Source organism: Mesorhizobium sp. WSM4308, assembly GCF_002294905.1.
Lineage (GTDB): Bacteria > Pseudomonadota > Alphaproteobacteria > Rhizobiales > Rhizobiaceae > Mesorhizobium.
Genome location: NZ_NSFW01000010.1, coordinates 119,308 through 138,443, shown reverse-complemented (window position 1 = coordinate 138,443; position 19,136 = coordinate 119,308). Strand labels below are relative to the sequence as shown.

Here is a 19,136-nt window from a genome sequence, read left to right as displayed (position 1 = left end):
CTGCCTTCACAGGATCAACCATTTACTTGACTTAGTCAACTATATCGACCTACCCGACGCGATCACATCATCGGCAACACCGGCCAACGATCAACGATCCTGCCCTGGGAAAGCACCGCGATCGGCCCGAATTGCTGCAGCACGGCCTCGCTCTGCGTCGGCCGCAGGAACGCGTAGTCGCCTGGTTTGGCGACGCTATCGGCAGGCAGGCCCATGAATTGCTGGTTGGAAGACAGGCCGAGCAGGCGATTCGTCCTCATGCCCTCGGGAAAGACCGGTTCGGCCATCCATTTGCCGCCATAGAGATAGCAGCCCTTGCGGGGGAACCGGCCGAGCGCCTGCAGCAGGCGGGAAACAGCCGGCGGACCCGGCAGCATCGGCTCGGCCATCTTCAGGATCGGCGTCGCGATGAAGGCCGCCGGCTGGAAACCGTCGAGGCCAGGCGAGTCGAAATCGCTGGGCAGCACGAAGGCCGACCCCATCGACACTTCATTGGCAATGCCGCCGTGATGCAGCAGCGCGGTCTTGCTGCCGCCAATGTTCAGGATGCGGCGCCGGTCCGGGCCGAGGCGCGCCACGAAAGCGGCGGCCCGCTCCGAAGCCTGCGCCAACGCCTTGGCCGGCCCGCCGAACAGGCCGGGAATATGCGGCGCGTGCGCCTCATAGGCCATGACGCCTTCGCAGCGCAGTCGTTTGTGGGCCGCCATGGCGCTTAACGCTTTCGACAAGGCCTCCGGGTTGGCGAAGCCGCCGCGATGCAGCCCGACATCGATCTCGAAGGCGATGCGCAGTTCGATATCGAGTTCGATCGCGAGAGCGCCGTATTCCGCCAGTCTTTCGTCACTGTCGATCAGCCAGCAGACGCGCGACCAGTCGGCGCCACCCTTCACCAGTGCCGCCCTGGCCGCCCCGATCGGCATCGGCTTGCCGAACAGGAGACCCGCATCCGGAAACGCCTCCAGCACCGCCTCACTGATCGGTGGATGAAAGGTCATGAAGCGGCCGGTTCCGAGCGTCTTGCCGATATGCGCAAGCAGCGGCAGGCAAGCGAGCGACTTGTCGACCAGCCGCACGGCAAGACTCGGGTCAAGCCTGGCTTTGACCAGCGCAATGTTGCCATCCAGCCGGTCGAGGTCGAGCAGCAGGCAGGGCTGGAAGATGCCGGCGGTCTTCAGTGCTTCGGAGAGCGCGGCAAAGTAGGCACTCATCGTTCGATGCCAAAAGGACTGGGTTCGATGCCAAAAGGACTGGGTTCAATGCCGAACAGCCCTGCCATGTAGGGCGAGACGAATCGGTTTTGCGGATCGATGTCGCGGCGAACCGCCATGGCGTCGTCCCAACGGGGATAGAGCTTCTTGAAATCCGCCGCCTTCAGGCTGTGCATCTTGCCCCAATGCGGCCGGCCGCCATACCTGCGGAAGATCGGCTCGGCCGCCTGCATGAAGGGCAACGGATCGCTCGCCGCGTCGTGGTGGACGGCGATCGAACAGGTCGGCCTGTTGTAGAAGGGCGAGAGCCAGAACCGATCAGCCGCGACGCTGCGCACCTCCATTGGGAAATAGACTTCGGGAAAGTGCTTTTCGGTGAGCGCGATGATCTCGGCCAGCGCCTTCGGCCCCTCCTCGAAGGGAAGGTGATATTCCATCTCGTTGAACTTGGTCTGGCGGTCGCTGGCATAGACGTTGAGCCAGTCCTGCACATAATCCTCGGCCGGCACTTTCGCGACGGCACCGAGGATCAGGCGGCGGCGCAGTGACGGCAGCCAGGCGAGCCCGGTGCGCAACCGGCGCAGCGTGCGCAAGGAGCCTTCGTCATCGTCGGTCGGGCGCGTGGTGGTCGCCTCGGTGCTGAAGTCGCTGGCGATGAACTGCGCGTAGCCGGAAAACGGAATGTAGTAGAATTCGGCCGAGCGGTGCGCGGTCATCATCTTTTCGAAATCGCGCAGCATGTCGCCGATCGGCAGCACCCATTTGCGGCGGCGCAGCCGGTAGGTCGCGATGTTGTTCAGCGTCACTTCGCTCAGGACACCGAAGGCACCCAGCGCGACGCCGATGGCGTGGATCATGTCCTGATCCCCTGCCCTGGTGAAGTCGCGGACCTTGCCGAGCCCGTCGACGATCTGCACCGTCTCCAATTGCGTGTGATAGGCGCCGAGCGTCGGCCCCGAGCCGTGGGTGGCGGTTCCCAGCGCGCCGCCGATTGCCTGGCGGTCGATGTCGCCCATATTGGGCAGGCCCTGGCCGATGCCTTGCAGGATGTGCATGAGCGAACCGAGCCGCGTCCCTGCCTTCACGCGTGCCTGATGCTTTTCAGCGTCATGCGAGACCAGCCCTTCCAGTTTTTCCAGAGACAGGATCGTGCCCTCGGATTTCACCAGTGGGGTGAAGGAGTGACCGGCACCGACGACACGGACCGGGCCGGGCGCGGTGCGAACGAGGTCACCAACTTCGCTGGCATCGGCGGGGCTGGCGATCAGCCGCGGCGCGGCAGTGACAAAACCGGACCAGTTGCTCCAGATGTTCGACATGGCGCTCACGCAACAACCCGGCGACGCCGCGCCACGAGGATGAACAGGCCAAGCAACAGCACACTGGCCAAGGCACTGCCGGCAGCGAATTCCGGAACCGGGCGGAAATCCTTGCCGTCGATGAGCAGCGACGCCGCAACCGGCCCGATCGCCAGGCCGAAGAGCTGCGCGGCCGGCACCAGGAGCACGGCGGTGCGGGTGTCATCGGCCGTGATCGCCAGGCGGATCTGGTAGGGCACGATGAACAGGAGAATGAAACCCATGACCAGGGCGGCGACCCAGAAGGTGGTGAGGCCAGGTCCGCTGGCCAGCACGAGCGAGGCGACAAGCGCGACAGTGCCAATGAGTGCGATGGCAACCCGATAATCGATGCGCGCCTCGAACACGGTCGCCGTCATCGCGCCCAGGACCTGAACCGCCAGGCTGGCCGAGACGATCAGGCCGACTGTGCGGCCGTCAATGCCGAATTGGGCGCCAACCGGTTCCAGAAACGCCCAGACCGAGCCGAAGAACATGAAATAACAGAAGACGCACAACAGGGCGGTAATCGAAGGAATCGTCAGCACATTGGCGAGGTTCTCGTCCTTGGGCAGAATGGCGTAATCGGTGGGGACGACGAAGGCGACGATGAGCGATAGGACGCAGACGACCGCGAGAATGAGGAAGCCGCCGGCCGATCCGGCGGCCGGGATGACATAGAGCGCCAGCAGCAGGGCAAGCGCGCATTGCGCCAGCGTCTGCATGGTGACGAAAAAGCCGCCGATGCGTTCGGCGCGCCGCGAACGGGCGATCAGCTCGGTGGCGACCGCGACAAGCCCGCCTTCGGCAAGGCCGGCCAAGGCGCGTGCCGCCATCAATGCATTGGCCCCGGCGGCATAGGCCGTCCAGACATTCGCCAGCGCCAGCAGGAGCAGCAGCACCGCACTTTTCCAGCGCATGTTGCGGGCCGATAGCAGCATCGCGACGATCGCCGAACCGATGGCAATGGCGATCATCTCGGCGGTGGCGACCAGCGCCAGTTCGTCGCCGCTGACATGGCCCTCCGTGTAGAGAGCGCCGAGCAGCACTGGCTGCAGGCCGAGAATGAGCAGGCCGACCGAGCCGATCCACAGCGCCGAGGCAAGCTGCCCGCCGGTCGGATTGCCGACCAGCCAGTCGCCGCTTCCGGCATACGCGTCACCAGATGCCAAAGCCGCCTCCCAACGTCCCTTGTCGCACGACAAAAAAGCTGACAATCTGTCAGTATTTTAGAAACTGATACTTGATCATATTTTTTGTCAACCAGAATTTGGCAATTCGTGCGAAAGACCGGTGTATGGTGGAAGCAAGGCGAACAGCGACCGAACCGAGGCGCAAGCCCAAGCAGGAGCGCAGCCGCGAGCGCATCGATGCCATCTTGTCGACGACCATGCGGCTGATTGGCGAGAAGGGCATCGACGCCGTCACCATGAAGGAAGTCGGCGCATTGGCGGGCGGACCAATCGCCACCGTCTATCACTACTTCCCCAACAAGTCGGCGATCCTGGCGATGCTCTATGAGCGGTTTTCGGAGGTGAGCCGCGCGCGATTGACTGATATCCTCGCCGATGTCCGCGAAGCCAAGGACGTCATCGCCGCCGCCGACCGGTTGCTTGACGACTACCTCGGCCGCGTCGCCGGCGATCCGGCCATCCAGGACCTGCAGAACGCCATCCAGGCCGACAAGGCGCTGAAGAATCTCGACATCGCCGAAACCCGGCATCAGGCCAGGATGTTCTGCGACCATGTCACCACCTTGATCGAGCCGGGCAAGCATGAGCAGTTCGAACGCATGGTCCTGTTGATCTTCCAGCTCGCCGGTGGCGTGGTGCGCCTGGCGCTCGCGCAGGGCCAGCCGGAAGGCCGCCGGACCATCGAGGATTACCGGTCGATCATCCACACGCAGTTGCGGTTGTTTCTCTAAGCCGCAATCCGTGGAAAAAATTACCGCCTTTCGAGGCTGCCGCGCGCCTTGACTCTCGCAGGTCGGCGGCCTATTTCAGCGCCACGTTAGCACTCGCCCTTGGTGAGTGCTAACTATATGTCCGGCTTCGCCGGACGGAGGAACTGTTTCTCACCGTTCTCATTCGAGGAAGAAAAAATGGCAAAGTCGAAGTTCCGCCCGCTTCATGACCGCGTGGTCGTTCGCCGGGTCGAATCCGAATCCAAGACCGCCGGCGGGATCATCATCCCGGATACGGCCAAGGAAAAGCCGCAGGAAGGCGAGATCATCGCCGTCGGCTCCGGCGCGCGCGACGAAAGCGGCAAGCTGGTCCCCCTGGACGTCAAGGCTGGCGACCGCATCCTGTTCGGCAAGTGGTCGGGCACCGAAGTCAAGCTCAATGGCGAAGACCTTCTGATCATGAAGGAATCCGACATCATGGGCATCATCGGCTGATCATCGGCCTCACCGTCAACTGAATTCCGGGCTTTATCGCAAGCCCCTGCCAGGAGCTAAAAATGGCTGCTAAAGACGTAAAATTCTCCCGTGATGCCCGTGAGCGCATGCTGCGTGGCGTCAACATCCTCGCCGATGCGGTGAAGGTCACGCTCGGCCCCAAGGGCCGCAACGTCGTCATCGACAAGTCGTTCGGCGCCCCGCGCATCACCAAGGACGGCGTCACCGTCGCCAAGGAAATCGAGCTTGAGGACAAGTTCGAGAACATGGGCGCGCAGATGGTCCGCGAAGTTGCTTCGAAGACCAACGACATCGCCGGCGACGGCACCACGACCGCGACCGTTCTGGCGCAGTCGATCGTCCAGGAAGGCCACAAGTCGGTTGCCGCCGGCATGAACCCGATGGACCTGAAGCGCGGCATCGACCTGGCCGTCACCGAGGTCGTCGCGGCGCTCGGCAAGGCCGCCAAGAAGATCAAGACCTCCGAGGAAGTCGCCCAGGTCGGCACCATCTCGGCCAATGGTGACGAGTCGGTCGGCAAGATGATCGCGGAAGCGATGCAGAAGGTCGGCAACGAAGGCGTCATCACCGTCGAGGAAGCCAAGACCGCCGAGACCGAACTTGAAGTCGTCGAAGGCATGCAGTTCGACCGCGGCTATCTCTCGCCCTACTTCGTCACCAACGCCGACAAGATGGTTGCTGATCTCGAGGACGCCTACATCCTCCTCCACGAGAAGAAGCTCTCCAACCTGCAGGCAATGCTGCCGGTTCTCGAAGCCGTCGTGCAGACCTCCAAGCCGCTGCTCATCATCTCGGAAGACGTCGAAGGCGAGGCCCTGGCCACGCTGGTCGTCAACAAGCTGCGTGGCGGCCTGAAGATCGCCGCCGTCAAGGCTCCGGGCTTCGGTGATCGGCGCAAGGCCATGCTGGAAGACATCGCCATCCTCACCGGTGGCCAGGTCATCTCGGAAGACCTCGGCATCAAGCTTGAGAATGTCGGCCTCAACATGCTCGGCCGCGCCAAGAAGGTGTCGATCTCCAAGGAGAACACCACCATCGTCGACGGCGCCGGCAAGAAGGCCGAGATCCAGGGTCGCGTTGCCCAGATCAAGCAGCAGATCGAAGAGACCACTTCGGACTACGACAAGGAGAAGCTGCAGGAACGTCTCGCCAAGCTGGCGGGCGGCGTTGCGGTGATCCGCGTCGGCGGTGCGACGGAAGTCGAAGTCAAGGAAAAGAAGGACCGCGTTGACGATGCGCTGAACGCGACCCGCGCGGCCGTGGAAGAAGGCATCGTTGCCGGCGGTGGCGTGGCCCTGCTGCGCGCTTCGGCCAACATCAAGGCTGCCGGCGCCAATGCCGACCAGGCCGCTGGCATCAACATCGTGCGTCGCGCTCTGCAGGCTCCGGCCCGCCAGATCGCCTCTAACGCCGGTGCGGAAGCCTCGATCGTTGCCGGCAAGATCCTTGAGAACAAGGGCGCGACCTTCGGCTACAACGCCCAGACCGGCGAATATGGCGACATGATCGCCATGGGTATCGTCGATCCGGTCAAGGTTGTCCGCACGGCTCTCCAGGACGCGGCCTCGGTCGCCGGCCTGCTCGTCACCACCGAAGCCATGATCGCGGAGGCTCCGAAGAAGGAGTCGGCTGGCGGCGGCATGCCTGGCGGCATGGGCGGCGGTGGCATGGGCGGCATGGGCGGCATGGACTTCTAAGAAGTCCATAAAGCACGCCCATCAACTTACATTGCTCGAGCCCGCAAGCGGGCTCGAGTGGCGGCATGGACTTCTAAGAAGTCCATAAAGCACGCCCATGAACTTACATTGCTCGAGCCCGCAAGCGGGCTCGAGTGGCGGCATGGACTTCTAATCCAAGCCACCTGGCTTATGCATACGAAAGGGCGGCAGCGATGCCGCCCTTTTTCTTTGCCTCCTGCAACGGTAGCGACCATCGAGGTCTGCACCACTCGACGGGGCACTCGCCCCTTTCTTGAGCAGTTTTCCAGCAAAATCAGAGGTTTCGACTAAGCTTTGACGGCGCTAGGTGAATTTGTCAGACAATATTTTTTAACACATTCGCGATTACTAAAGGGCGGGAGCATGGCGAGGTTGCTCCGCGTGCGGCGTGTCGGGTAACCATCGATGCAATTTTTCCGGCGATTTTTACGAAACCGCGACGGCAACGTGCTGATCATCTCGGCACTGGTGATGCCGGTCCTGATCGGCATGGCCGCCCTGGTGACCGAATATGGCGCAGCCCTCGTCGAGCGCGCCGACAATCAGCGCGTGGCCGACCTGTCAGCCTATGCGGGCGCCCTCGCCTATAATGTGAACAAGTCCACCTCGCAGATGACTGCCACCGCGGTTGGCGTCGCGGTGCTCAACGGCGTTCCCGCCGCCAATGGACAGGTGAGCCTGGTCGCCTCCCCGAAAACGACCGGCGTCAACGCGGTTTCGGTGTCGATCAACACCTACAGGACGCTGTTCCTGGCACGCGTCCTGAACGATCGCCAGCAATTGCAGATCTATGCCAATTCGGTGGCCGAGCTTGGTGCGCAGCCGCAAACGCCCGGATGCATGCTCGCGCTCGACGGCACGCAGACCGGCCTGACGCTGAGCGGCGGTACCTCGATCTCGGCGCAGAAATGCACCGTCTCTTCCAACAACACGGTGACCGTCCCCTGCGGCACCAGCATTTCGGCGCTCGGCGTCAACTACAATTCCGCCGCTGCCCCGAGCCAGCCTTGCAACGGCATCACCGGCCCAGGCGGGGCGACCGCGGTGATCACCAAGAAATCCACCCCCGACCCGCTGGCCGGCAATGCCGCGGTCACGGCCGCCGTGGCCCGTATTGCAACGGTTGCGGCGCTTTCGACGACAGCCGCGCCAACAGCGCCAACCACTCCCAACGGCAACAACATCGACTTCGGCTGGAACACAGGCCCCACCCAAGGCCAGGCAAACGCGCTCGGCTGCACCGCCAGCTGGGCATCGTCGTCATCGACCTGGACGCTGGACTGCGGCGGCAAAACCACGGTCAACCTGGGCACCGTCACCATCGGCGGCGGCATCAACCTCAACTTCGCTACAAGCGGCGCGGCAACGACAGTTTACAATATCGCCGGCGATCTCACGACCAGTGCCACCACCAATTTCGGGCCAGGCACCTACAACTTCGCCAAGACCCTCACCACGGCCGGAACCACGACGTTCGGGGCCGGCACCTACAATTTCGGCAAGCAGGTGACCGCCGCCGGCACAACGACCTTTGGCGCCGGCACGTTCAACTTCGCCAAGGGGCTGACCACCGGCTACGGCACCACCACCTTCGGCGCCGGCACCTTCAAGATCGGCCGCAGCGACACTGCCTGCAACGGCTCGGGACAGGTCAGCATCTGCAACGCGTCCGCCTTGACCTTTGGTGGACCGAGCACTTTCGAGCTCCCCGGCGGCTATACCAACACCGGAACGCTCACCTTCGGCTCGGGCACGACCAATTCCTACAAGATCGGGCCAGGCAGCAATGGCGACGCGATCACGCTCGGCGGCGGTTCGACAACGATCATGGCCGATGCGACGGGCGCCAGCAGCGTTTTCCAGGTCGTCGGCAATGTGAACGGCGGCGGCGGCGGCAGCTGCTTTGTGGTCCCGGTCGCGGCGCAGCACGACATCGCCGGCAACTTCATCGGCTCGGGCGCCATTTTGCTCGGCGCCGGCGTCTACACCGTGGACGGCTATTTCGCGCTGGGCGGCAATGGCGGCGGCAGCGCCAACTGCAACGGCAGCACGATCAGCGTCAGCGGCGCCAATGTGACGCTTGTCCTGTCAGGCAAGGCCAAATCCAGTTCGGGAAGTTGTAACGGCTATGTTTTCTGCGTGGCCGCCGGCTATAGCAACATCGCGCTCACCGCACCCCAGTCGGGAGCGACGGCGAAGCTGGCGGTGATCGGCCCCACGGGCAGTTCCAACACCGGCGGCGCGACCTTCGCCGAAGGCGGCTCCAACGCCCAGATATCGGGCGCATTCTATTTTCCCTATGGCCCGATCATCATGAATGGCGGCTCGAGCGTGCTGGGATCGAACACCGACCCGAGCAAGTGCCTGCAGATGATCGGCTCACGCATCACGCTATCGGGCGGCACCACAGCCGCATCGGAATGCATCGCGGCCTCGAGTGCCGGTGGCAGCAGCAAGGTGAGCCTCGTGCAATGAGCAAGCAGTCACGCCTCGGCCACGCCAGCCGGCGTTTCGCGTTCACAGACTTCCTGCGGCGCCAGAAAACCGGCGTGTCGGCGGTCGAGTTCGCTTTGGTCAGCCCCGTGCTGCTGGTCATCCTGGCCGGAACCGTCGACATAGGCGGCTCATTGAAGGCCAAATTCGAACTGAGCTCGGCGGTTTCGGCTGGTTCGAACTATGCGCTGCTCAATGGCGACAAGGTCAATTCCACCGGCGGCGGCGCGCTGGCCGGCAACATTGCGACGGTGGTCACCAGCGGTCTGGGCGGCAATGGCGGCAGCATTCAGGTCGTTATCAACAACGGTGCGGCACTTGCCTACAATGCCACCACATCCACGGCCACCCAGAGCGGCACGGTCGCCAATGCCGATCTCTGCTATTGCCCGGGCAGTTCCGGGGCCGTGGCCTGGAGCACCCCGATGGCATGCGGCAGCATCTGCAGTGGCGGCGGCATTGCGGGGAAATTCGTAACGATCACGGCCAGCAAACCCTATACGCCGCTTTTCGGCGGCTTCGGCATCGTCAGCAACGGCAACATCACGGTCAAGTCGGTGGCGCAGCCGCAATGAGCCGCCGCCGATCCTTCCTGCGCGACAGATCCGGTGCCAACGCCGTCGAGTTCGCCTTGCTGTCAGTGCCGTTGCTGCTCGTGCTGATGGGCACGTTCGAGTTCGGCCGCATGTACTGGGCCCAGCATGTGCTGAATGAAATCGCCGCGGCAGGGGCGCGTTGCGTCGGCGTGCTGCAGAGCGGATGCGCGCAGAACGGCGTCTACGATGCCGCCAGCGCCATCAGCTATATCAGCAGTCGGGCGGCAACCGACGGCATCGTGCTCAGCAACGCCAACATCACCGTCAGCAACAACACCGCCTGCTCGGGCCTGTCCGGCTTTTCGAGCGTCCAGGTTTCCTACAAATTCACGACCGTGCTGCCGGCCTTCCTGACGTCGCTGGCTAACGGCCCGAACCTCAGCGCCAGCGCCTGCTTCCCGAACCAGGGGGCTTGACCTCAGACACCGGCCTCCGCGCGTCGCTGAACCTCGCCGGCAAGCACCGCGGCTTCGATCAGCGCCGCGACCTCGTCCGCCACCGCCTGTAGCGGGGCGCGGTCCCGGGTGGCGCGGGCGATCACCATCAGCCCTTCCAGCGACGATTCGACCAGCAGCGCCAGAGCGTGGGCGCGGCGTTCGGGCACTCCGGCCCTGACGAAGGCCTCACGCAACAGCCCTATCCACTGCTCGAAGGCCGCGCGGCACAAATCCGCCAGCTCCGGCACGTCGGTCGGTGAGTCCAGCACGACGGGCGCGATCGGACAGCCGAGCGAAAACTGGTTGTCTTCCAGCATGCGCCCCACTGCTTGGTAGATATGATGGACCGCCACCGCCGGATCCCTTTCGGCGGCCAGCGCTTCGCCCAGTCTCGCCGTCACCCCGGCAACGCTGTCACGCGTCACCTCGATCACCAGTTGGTCCTTGCCGCCCGGAAAATGGAAGTAAAGCGAACCGCGCGGCGCGCCGCTGGCGCTCAATATGTCGTTGAGCGATGTGCCGTGATAGCCGCGCTGCCGGAGCAGCAGCGCGGTCGTGTCGAGTATGCGGGTGCGGGTGTCGTTCGCCATGTCAACCTCTGTCAGCAGCAATCATTATAGGCCTTGCGCAGAATATGACAATCGGTCTACATAATATGTAGATCAGTCTACATATCGGAGGCAACACCATGCGCAGCTATCGTCTTGAAGGGTCGGGCGGGACAGAATGCCTGGTGATGCGGGACGAGCCACAGCCTCAGCCAAAACCGCATGAGATCGTGGTGCGTGTCCGTGCCGCCTCGCTCAACCGCCGCGACACGATGATCCTCAACGGCACCTATCCGCTGCAGCCGCGCCAGGGTGTCGTTCCATTGAGCGACGGGGCTGGCGACGTTGTCGCCATCGGCGATGCCGTCACCCGCTTCGCCGTCGGTGACCGTGTCACCGGCAGCTATTTCGCCCGCTGGATCGACGGCCGCATCAACGCCGGTCTCATCGACCAGCTCGGTTGCACGCTGGACGGCATGCTGGCGGAATACGCGGTTCTCGACGAACAATGGGCGGCGCGCCTGCCCGATCATCTCGAATGGCGTGAGGCGGCGACGCTGACCTGCGCCGGCGTGACCGCCTGGAACGCGGTGACGAGTGCCGGAATTCCAAAGCCAGGCCAATGGGTTCTAGTCATCGGTTCAGGCGGCGTCTCGCTCTTTGCGCTGCAGTTCGCCAAGCTGCTCGGCTGCCGCGTCGCCGCCGTCACCTCGCGCGCAGAGAAGGCCGACAGGCTACGGATGCTGGGCGCCGATCTTGTGATCTCGACGTCGGACATGCCCGAATGGGGTGCGGCCGTCCGCGACCAGACCGGCGGCATCGATCTCGTCGTCGAGACCGGTGGCCCGGCGACCTTCGCGCAGTCGCTGATCGCCAGCACGCTTTACGGACACATCGTGCTGCTCACGCTGCAGGATGCGAAAGGCGGATCGATCCAGATCCCGGCGGCAGTCTACCAGCGCAGCCTCGCCACCATCAGCCGCCTCTTCGTCGGCAACCGGAGCAATCTCGAAGCCATGCTGCGCGCTGTTTCGCAGCACCGCCTGTCGCCCGTCATCGACAAGGTCTTTGCCTTCAGCGAGGCCCGCAATGCCTATCGCTATTTCCAGCAGGGCGACGTCTTCGGAAAAGTGGTCGTCGACGGCGCCTGACCCATCGATGCCTCAAACCAAAGGAGAACGACAATGACAATTCGCGAAGCCTCGGCGAGGTGGCAAGGGACGCTGAAAGAGGGTTCGGGCAAGGTGAAGCTCGGCAGCGGGGTCTTCGAAGGCGCCTATTCTTTCCCGTCGCGTTTCGAAAACGGTCCGGGCACCAACCCGGAAGAGCTGATCGCCGCGGCGCATGCCGGCTGCTTTTCTATGGCCCTGAGCGCCATACTGGGCACAGCCCACCACATACCGACAAGCATCAGCACCGTCGCCAAGGTGCATCTCGGCGCAGCCGCCGCGGGACCGACGATCACCCGCATCGAGCTTGAGACGCAAGCCGAGATTCCGGGGCTTGCTCCGGATGAATTCCAGAACCTCGCGGAGAGGGCGAAAACGACATGCCTCGTTTCGCGCGCCCTGGCCGGCGTGGCCTCCATCACGCTCAAGGCCGAGCTCCTCGCAACCACCACCACGGCACACTGACATCAGGAGGACGAGATGAAACAGGACAGTATTATCACTCTCAACCCAGACGACCGCTCCGGACAGACGGCCGAGATCATGCGGCGCTTCAACGACGTGTTCCAGCTGCACGACCCGTCCGCACTTCCCGAACTGATTGCCGAAGAATGCGTCATCGAAAACACCGTGCCGGCGCCTGATGGCGCGCGTCATGCGGGGCGGCAAGCATGCGTCCAGCTGTGGTCGGCGATCGCCACCCAGCCAGGCACGCGCTTCGACCTCGAGGAGACCTTTGTCGCCGGCGACCGGGCGACCATCCGCTGGCGCTACTGGATGGCCGACGGTAACTCCGTCCGTGGCGTCAATCTCATGCGTGTAGAGGACGGACGCATCGTCGAGGCGATGGGCTATGTGAAGGGATAGCTGGCCGGTCGCCGCTACCGGTCAGCCAATGCCAGCTTGGCGCCGAGCATGACAAACGCACCGGCGAAGGTTCGGCGCATCCAGGTCAGCACCATCGGCCGCGAGGCGACATGGCGGCGGATCGAAGCGGCGAAGATGCCGTAGCCGACGAAAACCACGAAGGTCAAAAGCATGAAGACGGAGCTGAGCTCCAGCATCTTCGACAGCGCATTGGGCTCGGTGGTGCTGACGAACTGCGGCAGGAAGGCGAAGAAGAAGATCGACAGTTTCGGGTTGAGCACGTTGACGAGGATGCCGGTGGCAATCACCTTGCCGGCCGAGCGCGGCGCGACATTATCCTCGACACTGAGGCCGCCCTTCTCCTTCAGTGTGTTCCAGGCCATGTAGATGAGATAGGCGACGCCGAGATATTTCAGCGTCTCGAAGGCGACCGCGCTGGTGTGCAGCAACGCCGCAAGGCCGGTGATGGCAGCGGCCATGTGCGGGATGATGCCGAGCGTGCAGCCGAAGGCGGCAATGATCGAAGCCCGCGCACCGCGCGAAAGTCCCGCACTCAGCGTGTAGAGAACGCCGGTGCCGGGCGAGGCAACGACGATCAGCGACGTCAACAGAAACTCGATGCTCACGATGATTTCCTCCACGGCCCTGCCCGGCAAGGAAGCTATCGGGTGGCGCAAGTCGAGGCAAGCGACGGTGATTGGCGTTTCCCTTGCGCCGCAAAGCGGGGGATGGAACTACCCCACCGCCAGCCCGTGCGCGGCCCTTGCCATCAGGCACTCCTCGTCGCCGGGCATGCAGGCGCGGCAGACATCCGGGCGCGTTTCATAGATGCCGCAGGCGGTCGACTTGCCGACTTCGCCGGTCAGAGCCGAACAGCGCACGCCCTCGCAGCGCATGCCGGACAGGTCGAGGGCTACATATTTTTCAGGAATGCGCTCGAGTTGCGCGTCATCCTCGGTGGAGAAACGCGGCCACTCGGCCGAATAGGAACAGCACGCGCCGCAGCTCTGGCAGTCAAAGAGCGGCGCGGCGTCGCGTCGAGAGGAACGGCTTGCGGCAGCGGCCAGGGCGAGCAGCCCCGGCGCGGCAGGATTGCGATCGGCGTCCCGCGGCAAGGCGCTATTTCTTCTTGCCTGTCTTGCGCGCCGGCGCTTCGACCGGTGACTTGAACAGATCGGTCGCGGGGTCGGCAGATTCGCTGGCCTTCGCGGCGGCCGGCTTGGCGGGCTTTGCTGCGGGAGTTGGCGCCGCCGGCTGGTCCTTGGCGGAGAATTTTATGGCCATGTCAGTCCTCGTCGGCGAAACGCGATGATGGGGCGCGTGGATTGCGCAAGCGGCCGATCAGCGCCGAAACCGCCGTGATGTTCATTTCCTCTGGCGACCAGTTCCTGGCTTCCGCGATGTGATGCGGCGCCAGTTCGCGATGGGTGCTGCCGCTATAGGCGGCATCCTGATAGGTGACCCGCTCCAGGGTCTTCTTGTCCTCGCGAACGTATTCGATCAGGTAGTTCGGGGCTTCGGCGCGGCCGCGCACGCCGACGCGCACCTGGGCATCGCCATGGGCGCGCTTGCAGCGCTCGAGTTTTTCCAGCACGCGCCGGACATATTCGACCGGCTTGTCCAGGGTTTCGACCATGTCGGCGATGGTCGCATCGGCCGCGATCGGCGTTGGCGGTACGCGCTTGGTGGCCATCAGCGTTTTCCGGCTCTTTTCGGGCGCGCCGCAAGTGCGGCGGCCGCCGCCATCTCTTCGGCTTCCTTTTCCAGGCGCAGCTCGCGCAAGCGGGCCGTCTTGGCTTCCCGCGCCTCGCTGACGGCGTCGCGCTCGGATAGGATGCGGTTGAGCGACATCGACTGGGTTTGCGTCTTGCTGAACAGCGACACCGCCGGATCGGCGGCGGTCTTCGAATGGTCGGTCAAAATCTTTCTCCTGTCAGGAGCCTGGTGCCGGTAGGGCGAGACCGGGTCGTCGGTCGGGACCACGCACAAAGCAACACGGCATCGGGGCAATACGGCGGCGGATTCAAATTGCCAAGCCGTCCCTTAGCACGTTCAGCCCGATGCGCAGCGCATTTTCGGCGGCAGCAGGCGTAATATGAAAAAGGCCAGGCACCGCCTGACCTTCCCTGGGGAGTACCGCGCATCCAGTGACATCCAGAAGAATGCACAGGGCTGGATCCGCAGGAAACGCTCCTCTCATGCGCATGATGCGCCTTGGAAACTCAGGTTTCCAGGGCCACGCGTCGGAATTCGCCCTGCACCGGTGCCAGTACATCCGTGGTCACCGGGAGGGCTGAATTCGTTCTTCAGGCCGCCTTCAACTGGTCGGCGGACATCTTGCCCGACTTGTTGTCGCGGACCATCTCGTAGCCAAGCTTCTGGCCCTCGACGATGTCGCGCATGCCGGCGCGCTCTACGGCCGAGATGTGGACGAAAACGTCGGCCGAGCCGTCGTCAGGCTGAATAAAACCAAAACCTTTGGTGGCGTTGAACCATTTAACTGTGCCGGTGCTCATAAACGAACCCTTTCCATGGCAAATATTCGTTAATCGCGGTGCGACTGCACAGCGATTTTTGTCTCGATTTTTGATGGGGAAGTTCGTCAAAGGCGCGCATGCGTGCGCGGATAACAAAAGTCGGTCAAACAAATATCGACATAGTTCTTTTAGACTGCTTTTGCCGCCGAGTCAATTTCTGGTTTTCCAAAAGCCCGGCTTCAATTTCAGGTTGTCACACGAATAGAGCCTCAACCGATGAACGGCAGAAAGGCCAGGCTCCTCCCAAAAAAATCACACCACCCCCGGAACCAATCCCCTGCCAGCGCATTTCATTGGGGTCAGCAGTTTCAGAGAGCGATCTCAGGAGTGCTGACGAAAGGACGCCTCCCGCACAATAACCGGTGCGAGGGGCGTTCTTATTTGTGTCAGGCCCTCTCCCGGATCACGGTGGCGGCCGAGCGGGGCTCGCACGCTGGAGGCGCTGTGGCCGGAGCCGGACCGTTAGCTTTCGGTGTCGCCGTACATGATCGTGCTGATCATCGGCAGGATCTCGTAGCGGAAGCCGCGGCCTGACCTTGCCACTGGATCGCCATCGGTTATCGCCTTTGCGTCGGCCTCGCTGCCGGCACGCAGGATCAGCAGGCCCCAAGGACCGGCCGGATCGGCGACCGGGCCAGCCAAGATCATGGTGCCCTCGCGCAGCTTGGCGCGCAGGTAGTCGGCATGCCGGCTCATCAGCTCCCTTTCCTCGTCCGTCATGGTAAAGGCGAAGTCCGGCCGCGGCGGGATCAGCCGGCAATGGAAGATCCTTGTCGTCGCAGCTTCACGTGGTGCTTCGTTGCTGGCCATCGGTCCTCCTCCAGGAGCGAAACCTGATTGCTGTCCGTCGTTCGGTCTATTCGTCCGGCCCCGGCTCCGGCCATGGCTCTTTCGCCGCCTCCGCATACCAGTGCCGCATCGCCGGCATTGCCAGCACGGCGTCGACATAGGCCCTGGTCTCGGGCGCGAGCTCGCCGCCATAGGTGTCGAAGCGGGTGACGACCGGTGCATACATGGCATCGGCCGCGGTGAAATGGCCAAACAGGAACGGACCGCCCTTGCCGTATTTCTCGCGGCATTCGCGCCATAGCGCCTCGATGCGTGCCCGCTGCACCTCCCCTTCGGCGTCGAGCGGCTTGTGCCCCTTCGGCCGCCGCAAATTCATCGGCCAGCCATAGCGCACCTCGCGAAAACCGGAATGCATCTCGGTCGCCGCCGCGCGCGCCAAGGCACGGGCGCCGATACCGGTCGGCCAGAGCTTTTTCTCGGGAAACAGGTCAGCGAGATACTCAAGAATGGCAAGGGTTTCCCAGACGATCCTGCTCCCTCCCTGCAACGGCTTGTGATTCAGGACGGGCACCTGACCGGTCGGCGACACTTTCGCCAGATTGGCAAACGTCTCGGGCGTACGCAGCCGCACAAAACCTTCCTCGAATGGTATCTCCAGATGCCTCATCGCCACCCATGGCCGGAGCGACCACGAGGAGAAGCATTTGTTGCCGATGTAGAGCGTGAACTCCGCCATTTTTCTCTCCATGCGCGCGGTGCGTCCGCGCAACCTATCCCGCCAGCCTTGCCACCGGAAGCGGGTCGCGCAGTCATCCTATTCCGCAACAGCGCCTGGATTTTAATCGACGGCGGCCCGTTTGTTCGCGGCGGACGAATTCCCCCGAATTCAAACTTCCAGGAGATGCGGAACATGGTGAACAAGGATCAGGTCGCCGTCTGGCCAAGCAGGTCAAGGGCGCGGTCAAACAGGCCGCCGGCAAGGCGACCGGCAACCGACGGACCCAGGCCGAGGGCATGGCCGACAAGGTCGCCGGCAAGGTGCAGAAGGCCTATGGCGACGTGAAGGACAAAGTCAGGAAGGCACTCTGATCCCGCATCGAGACATGTCGTGGCAATCAGAAAGGCGGCCGCCAGGGCCGCCTTTTTCAAGTGCTCCAGCCCTTGCTGAAAGCGTTGGTGAAGGTGACCTCGCCATGGTCGTCGGTCGCCTCGCCCAGCGCCACGTCCATGCCATCGCTGGTCACCCGGGCCACGGCGAACCCTCCCATATAAGCGGCCTTCGGCTTGAACAGGTCGAGCCCGTCACGGTGGTAGATCAGCGGGGTGTCATGCTGATGGCCGTGGAAGATGCCGACGACATTGTAGCCCTTCAGCGCCGCCAGCAGCGCCTGTCTGTCGGCCTCGCCCCACCAGTGCGGCGCACCGGCGCCGTCATCGTCATAGGTGCGCTTGGCAGGATCCCACCGCTCCGTCGAAAAAATGTCCCAGCCATAGTGCTGGAACAGGATGACGGGGCGGCCATCCGCCGCGTAGGTCGCGAGATCCTGCTTGAGCCAAGGCAGGCTCGAATCGGCGCCATGACCGATGTCGCCGGTGAAACGATGCGTCTGGACAAGGTGCAGGCCGCCCCAGTCCCATGAATAGCAGTCGGTGTCGACATCGTAGCTGGTGGCCGGCACAGGTGGTTTGAAGAACACGCCGGGGCGGTGGTTGACCTCGACGTAGTCGCGCAGTTCACGCCGGTACCAATCGACATGATGCGGCGGACCGTTCTGGTCGAGATCATGATTGCCGAGCCCGACATAGACCGGCATGTGGACACGATCCGGGCCAACGCCTTGGCTATAGCGCTGGCTGAACTGCAGCAGCTGCGTGCCCTCGCTCGGCTGGGTGATCTGGCCGCCGCCATCGTCGGTGATGTCGCCGCCGACGACAAGACCGAGCGGCATGCCGATCCGGTTGCCGGCCGAACGCAAGCCGGTGGCGACGCCGTTGATCTCGGCCGGCCAGTGCTTGTCATTGACGGCATTCAGCGCCGCGACATTGCGCAGCAGCGCGACGTCGGTCTTGCCCTCCTGCCGGCAGTTGGGGCTGAGGCCGCTCGCCATCCGGCAGGCATGGACATCGGCGATGAACAGGAAGGTGGCATCGATGGGCTGGATGCGCTGCCCGGTCTGTCCGAGCGCCGGGCGTGAAAGCGCGCCGGCCGCGACAAGACCCGCGGCCTGCATCAGAAAGCTGCGTCGTGAAAGCAATTGTGGCGCCCAGTGATTCATCATCGGCGGAATTTCAGCACAGGCGACGTCCGTCCGTCCAGTTTCGGCAATACCGTCACTGCCCTGACCATCGACATCGCCATGAACGTCTGTCAATTTCTACCTGCACTTGTATTCGCACGAAACGGAGGAGCGTCATGAAGCGCGCGCTTATCGGCATGGCATTGGCGGTTCTGCTGCCGGCGAGTGTTGCGTTTGCCGGTCCATGCGTCGATGCGAAGTCCGCGAAAAACGGGTTCATTCTGGCGAGGCCAGGCATCCAAAGCGAGTTTCGGCCCGCCGCGGGCGGGATGATCTCCGTCGCCAACAGCTATGAGTCGCAATCACCGCAAAAGCAGTTCCTGTATGCCGGCCTGATCGAGGTTTTTCGCGACAGCAACACCGGCCGGCTGGCAATGATCCCGTTTTCCGACCTGCGAAAACTGTTTCCGCTAAAGGCGGGAACCAAGAGCACGATCGAGTTCGTCGAGCTGTCGCCGGACAAGCAGCCGAAGGCCACCAAGACGCTGATCCTGGTCGTCAAGGGCAAGGAAACCTTCAGCCTCGGCGGCTGCAAATACCACGTCCTGGCGGTCAAGGAGACCTTCAAGAACGGAGCCGGCGAGACGCTCGACACGTTCACCGCGCTCTATGCGCCCGATCTGCAAGCCTCCCTTGCCCGGCGCTATGATGAAGGCACCAGCGCGGAATCGGTCAACGGCTACGAGACGATCAAGCCGCTGGCCGAGTAGAGGTCCATGGC

General features: G+C 63.4%; 23 protein-coding genes and 1 pseudogene. 11 read left to right on the top strand and 13 right to left on the bottom strand.

Annotated features, from left to right (window positions below):
* Nucleotides 1–62: 62 nt before the first annotated feature.
* From CK227_RS19935 to CK227_RS19925, 3 genes are read right to left on the bottom strand one after another with little or no spacing between them, the layout of a single operon-like run.
* On the bottom strand, nucleotides 63–1,208 hold the full coding sequence (locus CK227_RS19935; protein ID WP_095770575.1) for an alanine racemase: 1,146 nt from the start codon (nucleotides 1,206–1,208) through the stop codon (nucleotides 63–65).
* Complete coding sequence (locus CK227_RS19930) at nucleotides 1,205–2,527, bottom strand: D-arabinono-1,4-lactone oxidase (protein ID WP_095770576.1); 1,323 nt, start codon at nucleotides 2,525–2,527, stop codon at nucleotides 1,205–1,207. Before CK227_RS19930 ends, CK227_RS19935 begins: the two co-directional genes overlap by 4 nt.
* A gap of 5 nt (nucleotides 2,528–2,532) precedes the next feature.
* Complete coding sequence (locus CK227_RS19925; RefSeq protein ID WP_095770577.1) at nucleotides 2,533–3,717, bottom strand: MFS transporter; 1,185 nt, start codon at nucleotides 3,715–3,717, stop codon at nucleotides 2,533–2,535.
* Between the two features lie 125 nt (nucleotides 3,718–3,842).
* Between CK227_RS19925 and CK227_RS19920 the strand changes: the two genes are divergently transcribed.
* The 6 genes from CK227_RS19920 (at nucleotide 3,843) to CK227_RS19895 (ending at nucleotide 10,187) form a co-directional block, all read left to right on the top strand.
* Nucleotides 3,843–4,469: a TetR/AcrR family transcriptional regulator gene (locus CK227_RS19920; protein ID WP_095770578.1), complete on the top strand. Its 627-nt coding sequence runs from the start codon at nucleotides 3,843–3,845 to the stop codon at nucleotides 4,467–4,469.
* Between the two features lie 177 nt (nucleotides 4,470–4,646).
* Nucleotides 4,647–4,943 (top strand): co-chaperone GroES, encoded by a 297-nt coding sequence (gene groES, locus CK227_RS19915; protein ID WP_010915433.1) that lies wholly within the window; start codon nucleotides 4,647–4,649, stop codon nucleotides 4,941–4,943.
* A gap of 62 nt (nucleotides 4,944–5,005) precedes the next feature.
* Entirely contained in the window at nucleotides 5,006–6,661 is a 1,656-nt protein-coding gene (groL, locus tag CK227_RS19910; RefSeq protein WP_095770579.1) for a chaperonin GroEL, read from the top strand.
* A 426-nt stretch (nucleotides 6,662–7,087) separates the two neighbouring features.
* Entirely contained in the window at nucleotides 7,088–9,157 is a 2,070-nt protein-coding gene (locus tag CK227_RS19905) for a TadE/TadG family type IV pilus assembly protein (protein WP_095770580.1), read from the top strand.
* Complete coding sequence (locus CK227_RS19900) at nucleotides 9,154–9,750, top strand: TadE/TadG family type IV pilus assembly protein (RefSeq protein WP_095770581.1); 597 nt, start codon at nucleotides 9,154–9,156, stop codon at nucleotides 9,748–9,750. Before CK227_RS19905 ends, CK227_RS19900 begins: the two co-directional genes overlap by 4 nt.
* Nucleotides 9,747–10,187, top strand: coding sequence for a TadE/TadG family type IV pilus assembly protein (locus CK227_RS19895; protein ID WP_095770582.1), 441 nt, complete (start codon nucleotides 9,747–9,749; stop codon nucleotides 10,185–10,187). Before CK227_RS19900 ends, CK227_RS19895 begins: the two co-directional genes overlap by 4 nt.
* A gap of 2 nt (nucleotides 10,188–10,189) precedes the next feature.
* Here CK227_RS19895 and CK227_RS19890 read toward each other — a convergent pair whose 3' ends face one another.
* Nucleotides 10,190–10,798, bottom strand: coding sequence for a TetR/AcrR family transcriptional regulator (locus CK227_RS19890; protein ID WP_095770915.1), 609 nt, complete (start codon nucleotides 10,796–10,798; stop codon nucleotides 10,190–10,192).
* Between the two features lie 98 nt (nucleotides 10,799–10,896).
* Between CK227_RS19890 and CK227_RS19885 the strand changes: the two genes are divergently transcribed.
* From CK227_RS19885 to CK227_RS19875, 3 genes are read left to right on the top strand one after another with little or no spacing between them, the layout of a single operon-like run.
* Nucleotides 10,897–11,907: an NAD(P)-dependent alcohol dehydrogenase gene (locus CK227_RS19885; RefSeq protein WP_095770583.1), complete on the top strand. Its 1,011-nt coding sequence runs from the start codon at nucleotides 10,897–10,899 to the stop codon at nucleotides 11,905–11,907.
* Between the two features lie 33 nt (nucleotides 11,908–11,940).
* On the top strand, nucleotides 11,941–12,390 hold the full coding sequence (locus CK227_RS19880) for an OsmC family protein (RefSeq protein ID WP_095770584.1): 450 nt from the start codon (nucleotides 11,941–11,943) through the stop codon (nucleotides 12,388–12,390).
* A gap of 15 nt (nucleotides 12,391–12,405) precedes the next feature.
* Nucleotides 12,406–12,792, top strand: coding sequence for a nuclear transport factor 2 family protein (locus tag CK227_RS19875; protein ID WP_095770585.1), 387 nt, complete (start codon nucleotides 12,406–12,408; stop codon nucleotides 12,790–12,792).
* A gap of 14 nt (nucleotides 12,793–12,806) precedes the next feature.
* On the opposite strand, the gene CK227_RS19870 is transcribed toward CK227_RS19875, so the two are convergent.
* The 8 genes from CK227_RS19870 to CK227_RS19835 form a co-directional block, all read right to left on the bottom strand.
* Complete coding sequence (locus CK227_RS19870) at nucleotides 12,807–13,418, bottom strand: LysE family translocator (protein ID WP_095770916.1); 612 nt, start codon at nucleotides 13,416–13,418, stop codon at nucleotides 12,807–12,809.
* 108 nt (nucleotides 13,419–13,526) lie between these two features.
* Nucleotides 13,527–13,907: a YkgJ family cysteine cluster protein gene (locus CK227_RS19865; protein ID WP_095770586.1), complete on the bottom strand. Its 381-nt coding sequence runs from the start codon at nucleotides 13,905–13,907 to the stop codon at nucleotides 13,527–13,529.
* A 4-nt stretch (nucleotides 13,908–13,911) separates the two neighbouring features.
* On the bottom strand, nucleotides 13,912–14,076 hold the full coding sequence (locus tag CK227_RS36790) for a hypothetical protein (protein ID WP_095770587.1): 165 nt from the start codon (nucleotides 14,074–14,076) through the stop codon (nucleotides 13,912–13,914).
* Between the two features lies 1 nt (nucleotide 14,077).
* A complete protein-coding gene (locus tag CK227_RS19855) occupies nucleotides 14,078–14,485 on the bottom strand; it encodes a hypothetical protein (RefSeq protein WP_010915422.1) in 408 nt (135 codons plus the stop codon).
* Nucleotides 14,485–14,712, bottom strand: a complete 228-nt coding sequence (locus CK227_RS19850; protein ID WP_095770917.1) for a hypothetical protein — start codon at nucleotides 14,710–14,712, stop codon at nucleotides 14,485–14,487. Before CK227_RS19850 ends, CK227_RS19855 begins: the two co-directional genes overlap by 1 nt.
* A gap of 386 nt (nucleotides 14,713–15,098) precedes the next feature.
* Nucleotides 15,099–15,308 (bottom strand): cold-shock protein, encoded by a 210-nt coding sequence (locus CK227_RS19845; protein ID WP_010915421.1) that lies wholly within the window; start codon nucleotides 15,306–15,308, stop codon nucleotides 15,099–15,101.
* A 483-nt stretch (nucleotides 15,309–15,791) separates the two neighbouring features.
* Nucleotides 15,792–16,139: a YciI family protein gene (locus tag CK227_RS19840; protein WP_245317986.1), complete on the bottom strand. Its 348-nt coding sequence runs from the start codon at nucleotides 16,137–16,139 to the stop codon at nucleotides 15,792–15,794.
* A 46-nt stretch (nucleotides 16,140–16,185) separates the two neighbouring features.
* A complete protein-coding gene (locus tag CK227_RS19835) occupies nucleotides 16,186–16,854 on the bottom strand; it encodes a glutathione S-transferase family protein (RefSeq protein WP_179295919.1) in 669 nt (222 codons plus the stop codon).
* Nucleotides 16,855–17,019: 165 nt separating this feature from the next.
* Between CK227_RS19835 and CK227_RS19830 the strand changes: the two are divergent.
* Nucleotides 17,020–17,207: pseudogene (locus tag CK227_RS19830) on the top strand (CsbD family protein).
* A 56-nt stretch (nucleotides 17,208–17,263) separates the two neighbouring features.
* On the opposite strand, the gene CK227_RS19825 reads toward CK227_RS19830, so the two are convergent.
* A complete protein-coding gene (locus CK227_RS19825) occupies nucleotides 17,264–18,397 on the bottom strand; it encodes a metallophosphoesterase (RefSeq protein ID WP_095770590.1) in 1,134 nt (377 codons plus the stop codon).
* Nucleotides 18,398–18,531: 134 nt separating this feature from the next.
* Here CK227_RS19825 and CK227_RS19820 point away from each other — a divergent pair, with 134 nt between their 5' ends.
* Nucleotides 18,532–19,125, top strand: coding sequence for a hypothetical protein (locus CK227_RS19820; protein ID WP_095770591.1), 594 nt, complete (start codon nucleotides 18,532–18,534; stop codon nucleotides 19,123–19,125).
* Nucleotides 19,126–19,136: the final 11 nt, after the last annotated feature.

Bases quoted from the DNA above. Each gene is read 5' to 3' on its own strand.
- CK227_RS19935 (WP_095770575.1), bottom strand. From the start codon at position 1,208: ATGAGTGCCTACTTTGCCGCGCTCTCCGAAGCACTGAAGACCGCCGGC.
- CK227_RS19930 (WP_095770576.1), bottom strand. From the start codon at position 2,527: ATGTCGAACATCTGGAGCAACTGGTCCGGTTTTGTCACTGCCGCGCCG.
- CK227_RS19920 (WP_095770578.1), top strand. From the start codon at position 3,843: ATGGTGGAAGCAAGGCGAACAGCGACCGAACCGAGGCGCAAGCCCAAG.
- groES (WP_010915433.1), top strand. From the start codon at position 4,647: ATGGCAAAGTCGAAGTTCCGCCCGCTTCATGACCGCGTGGTCGTTCGC.
- groL (WP_095770579.1), top strand. From the start codon at position 5,006: ATGGCTGCTAAAGACGTAAAATTCTCCCGTGATGCCCGTGAGCGCATG.
- CK227_RS19905 (WP_095770580.1), top strand. From the start codon at position 7,088: ATGCAATTTTTCCGGCGATTTTTACGAAACCGCGACGGCAACGTGCTG.
- CK227_RS19900 (WP_095770581.1), top strand. From the start codon at position 9,154: ATGAGCAAGCAGTCACGCCTCGGCCACGCCAGCCGGCGTTTCGCGTTC.
- CK227_RS19895 (WP_095770582.1), top strand. From the start codon at position 9,747: ATGAGCCGCCGCCGATCCTTCCTGCGCGACAGATCCGGTGCCAACGCC.
- CK227_RS19890 (WP_095770915.1), bottom strand. From the start codon at position 10,798: ATGGCGAACGACACCCGCACCCGCATACTCGACACGACCGCGCTGCTG.
- CK227_RS19885 (WP_095770583.1), top strand. From the start codon at position 10,897: ATGCGCAGCTATCGTCTTGAAGGGTCGGGCGGGACAGAATGCCTGGTG.
- CK227_RS19880 (WP_095770584.1), top strand. From the start codon at position 11,941: ATGACAATTCGCGAAGCCTCGGCGAGGTGGCAAGGGACGCTGAAAGAG.
- CK227_RS19875 (WP_095770585.1), top strand. From the start codon at position 12,406: ATGAAACAGGACAGTATTATCACTCTCAACCCAGACGACCGCTCCGGA.
- CK227_RS36790 (WP_095770587.1), bottom strand. From the start codon at position 14,076: ATGGCCATAAAATTCTCCGCCAAGGACCAGCCGGCGGCGCCAACTCCC.
- CK227_RS19855 (WP_010915422.1), bottom strand. From the start codon at position 14,485: ATGGCCACCAAGCGCGTACCGCCAACGCCGATCGCGGCCGATGCGACC.
- CK227_RS19845 (WP_010915421.1), bottom strand. From the start codon at position 15,308: ATGAGCACCGGCACAGTTAAATGGTTCAACGCCACCAAAGGTTTTGGT.
- CK227_RS19840 (WP_245317986.1), bottom strand. From the start codon at position 16,139: ATGGCCAGCAACGAAGCACCACGTGAAGCTGCGACGACAAGGATCTTC.
- CK227_RS19835 (WP_179295919.1), bottom strand. From the start codon at position 16,854: ATGGCGGAGTTCACGCTCTACATCGGCAACAAATGCTTCTCCTCGTGG.
- CK227_RS19825 (WP_095770590.1), bottom strand. From the start codon at position 18,397: ATGATGAATCACTGGGCGCCACAATTGCTTTCACGACGCAGCTTTCTG.
- CK227_RS19820 (WP_095770591.1), top strand. From the start codon at position 18,532: ATGAAGCGCGCGCTTATCGGCATGGCATTGGCGGTTCTGCTGCCGGCG.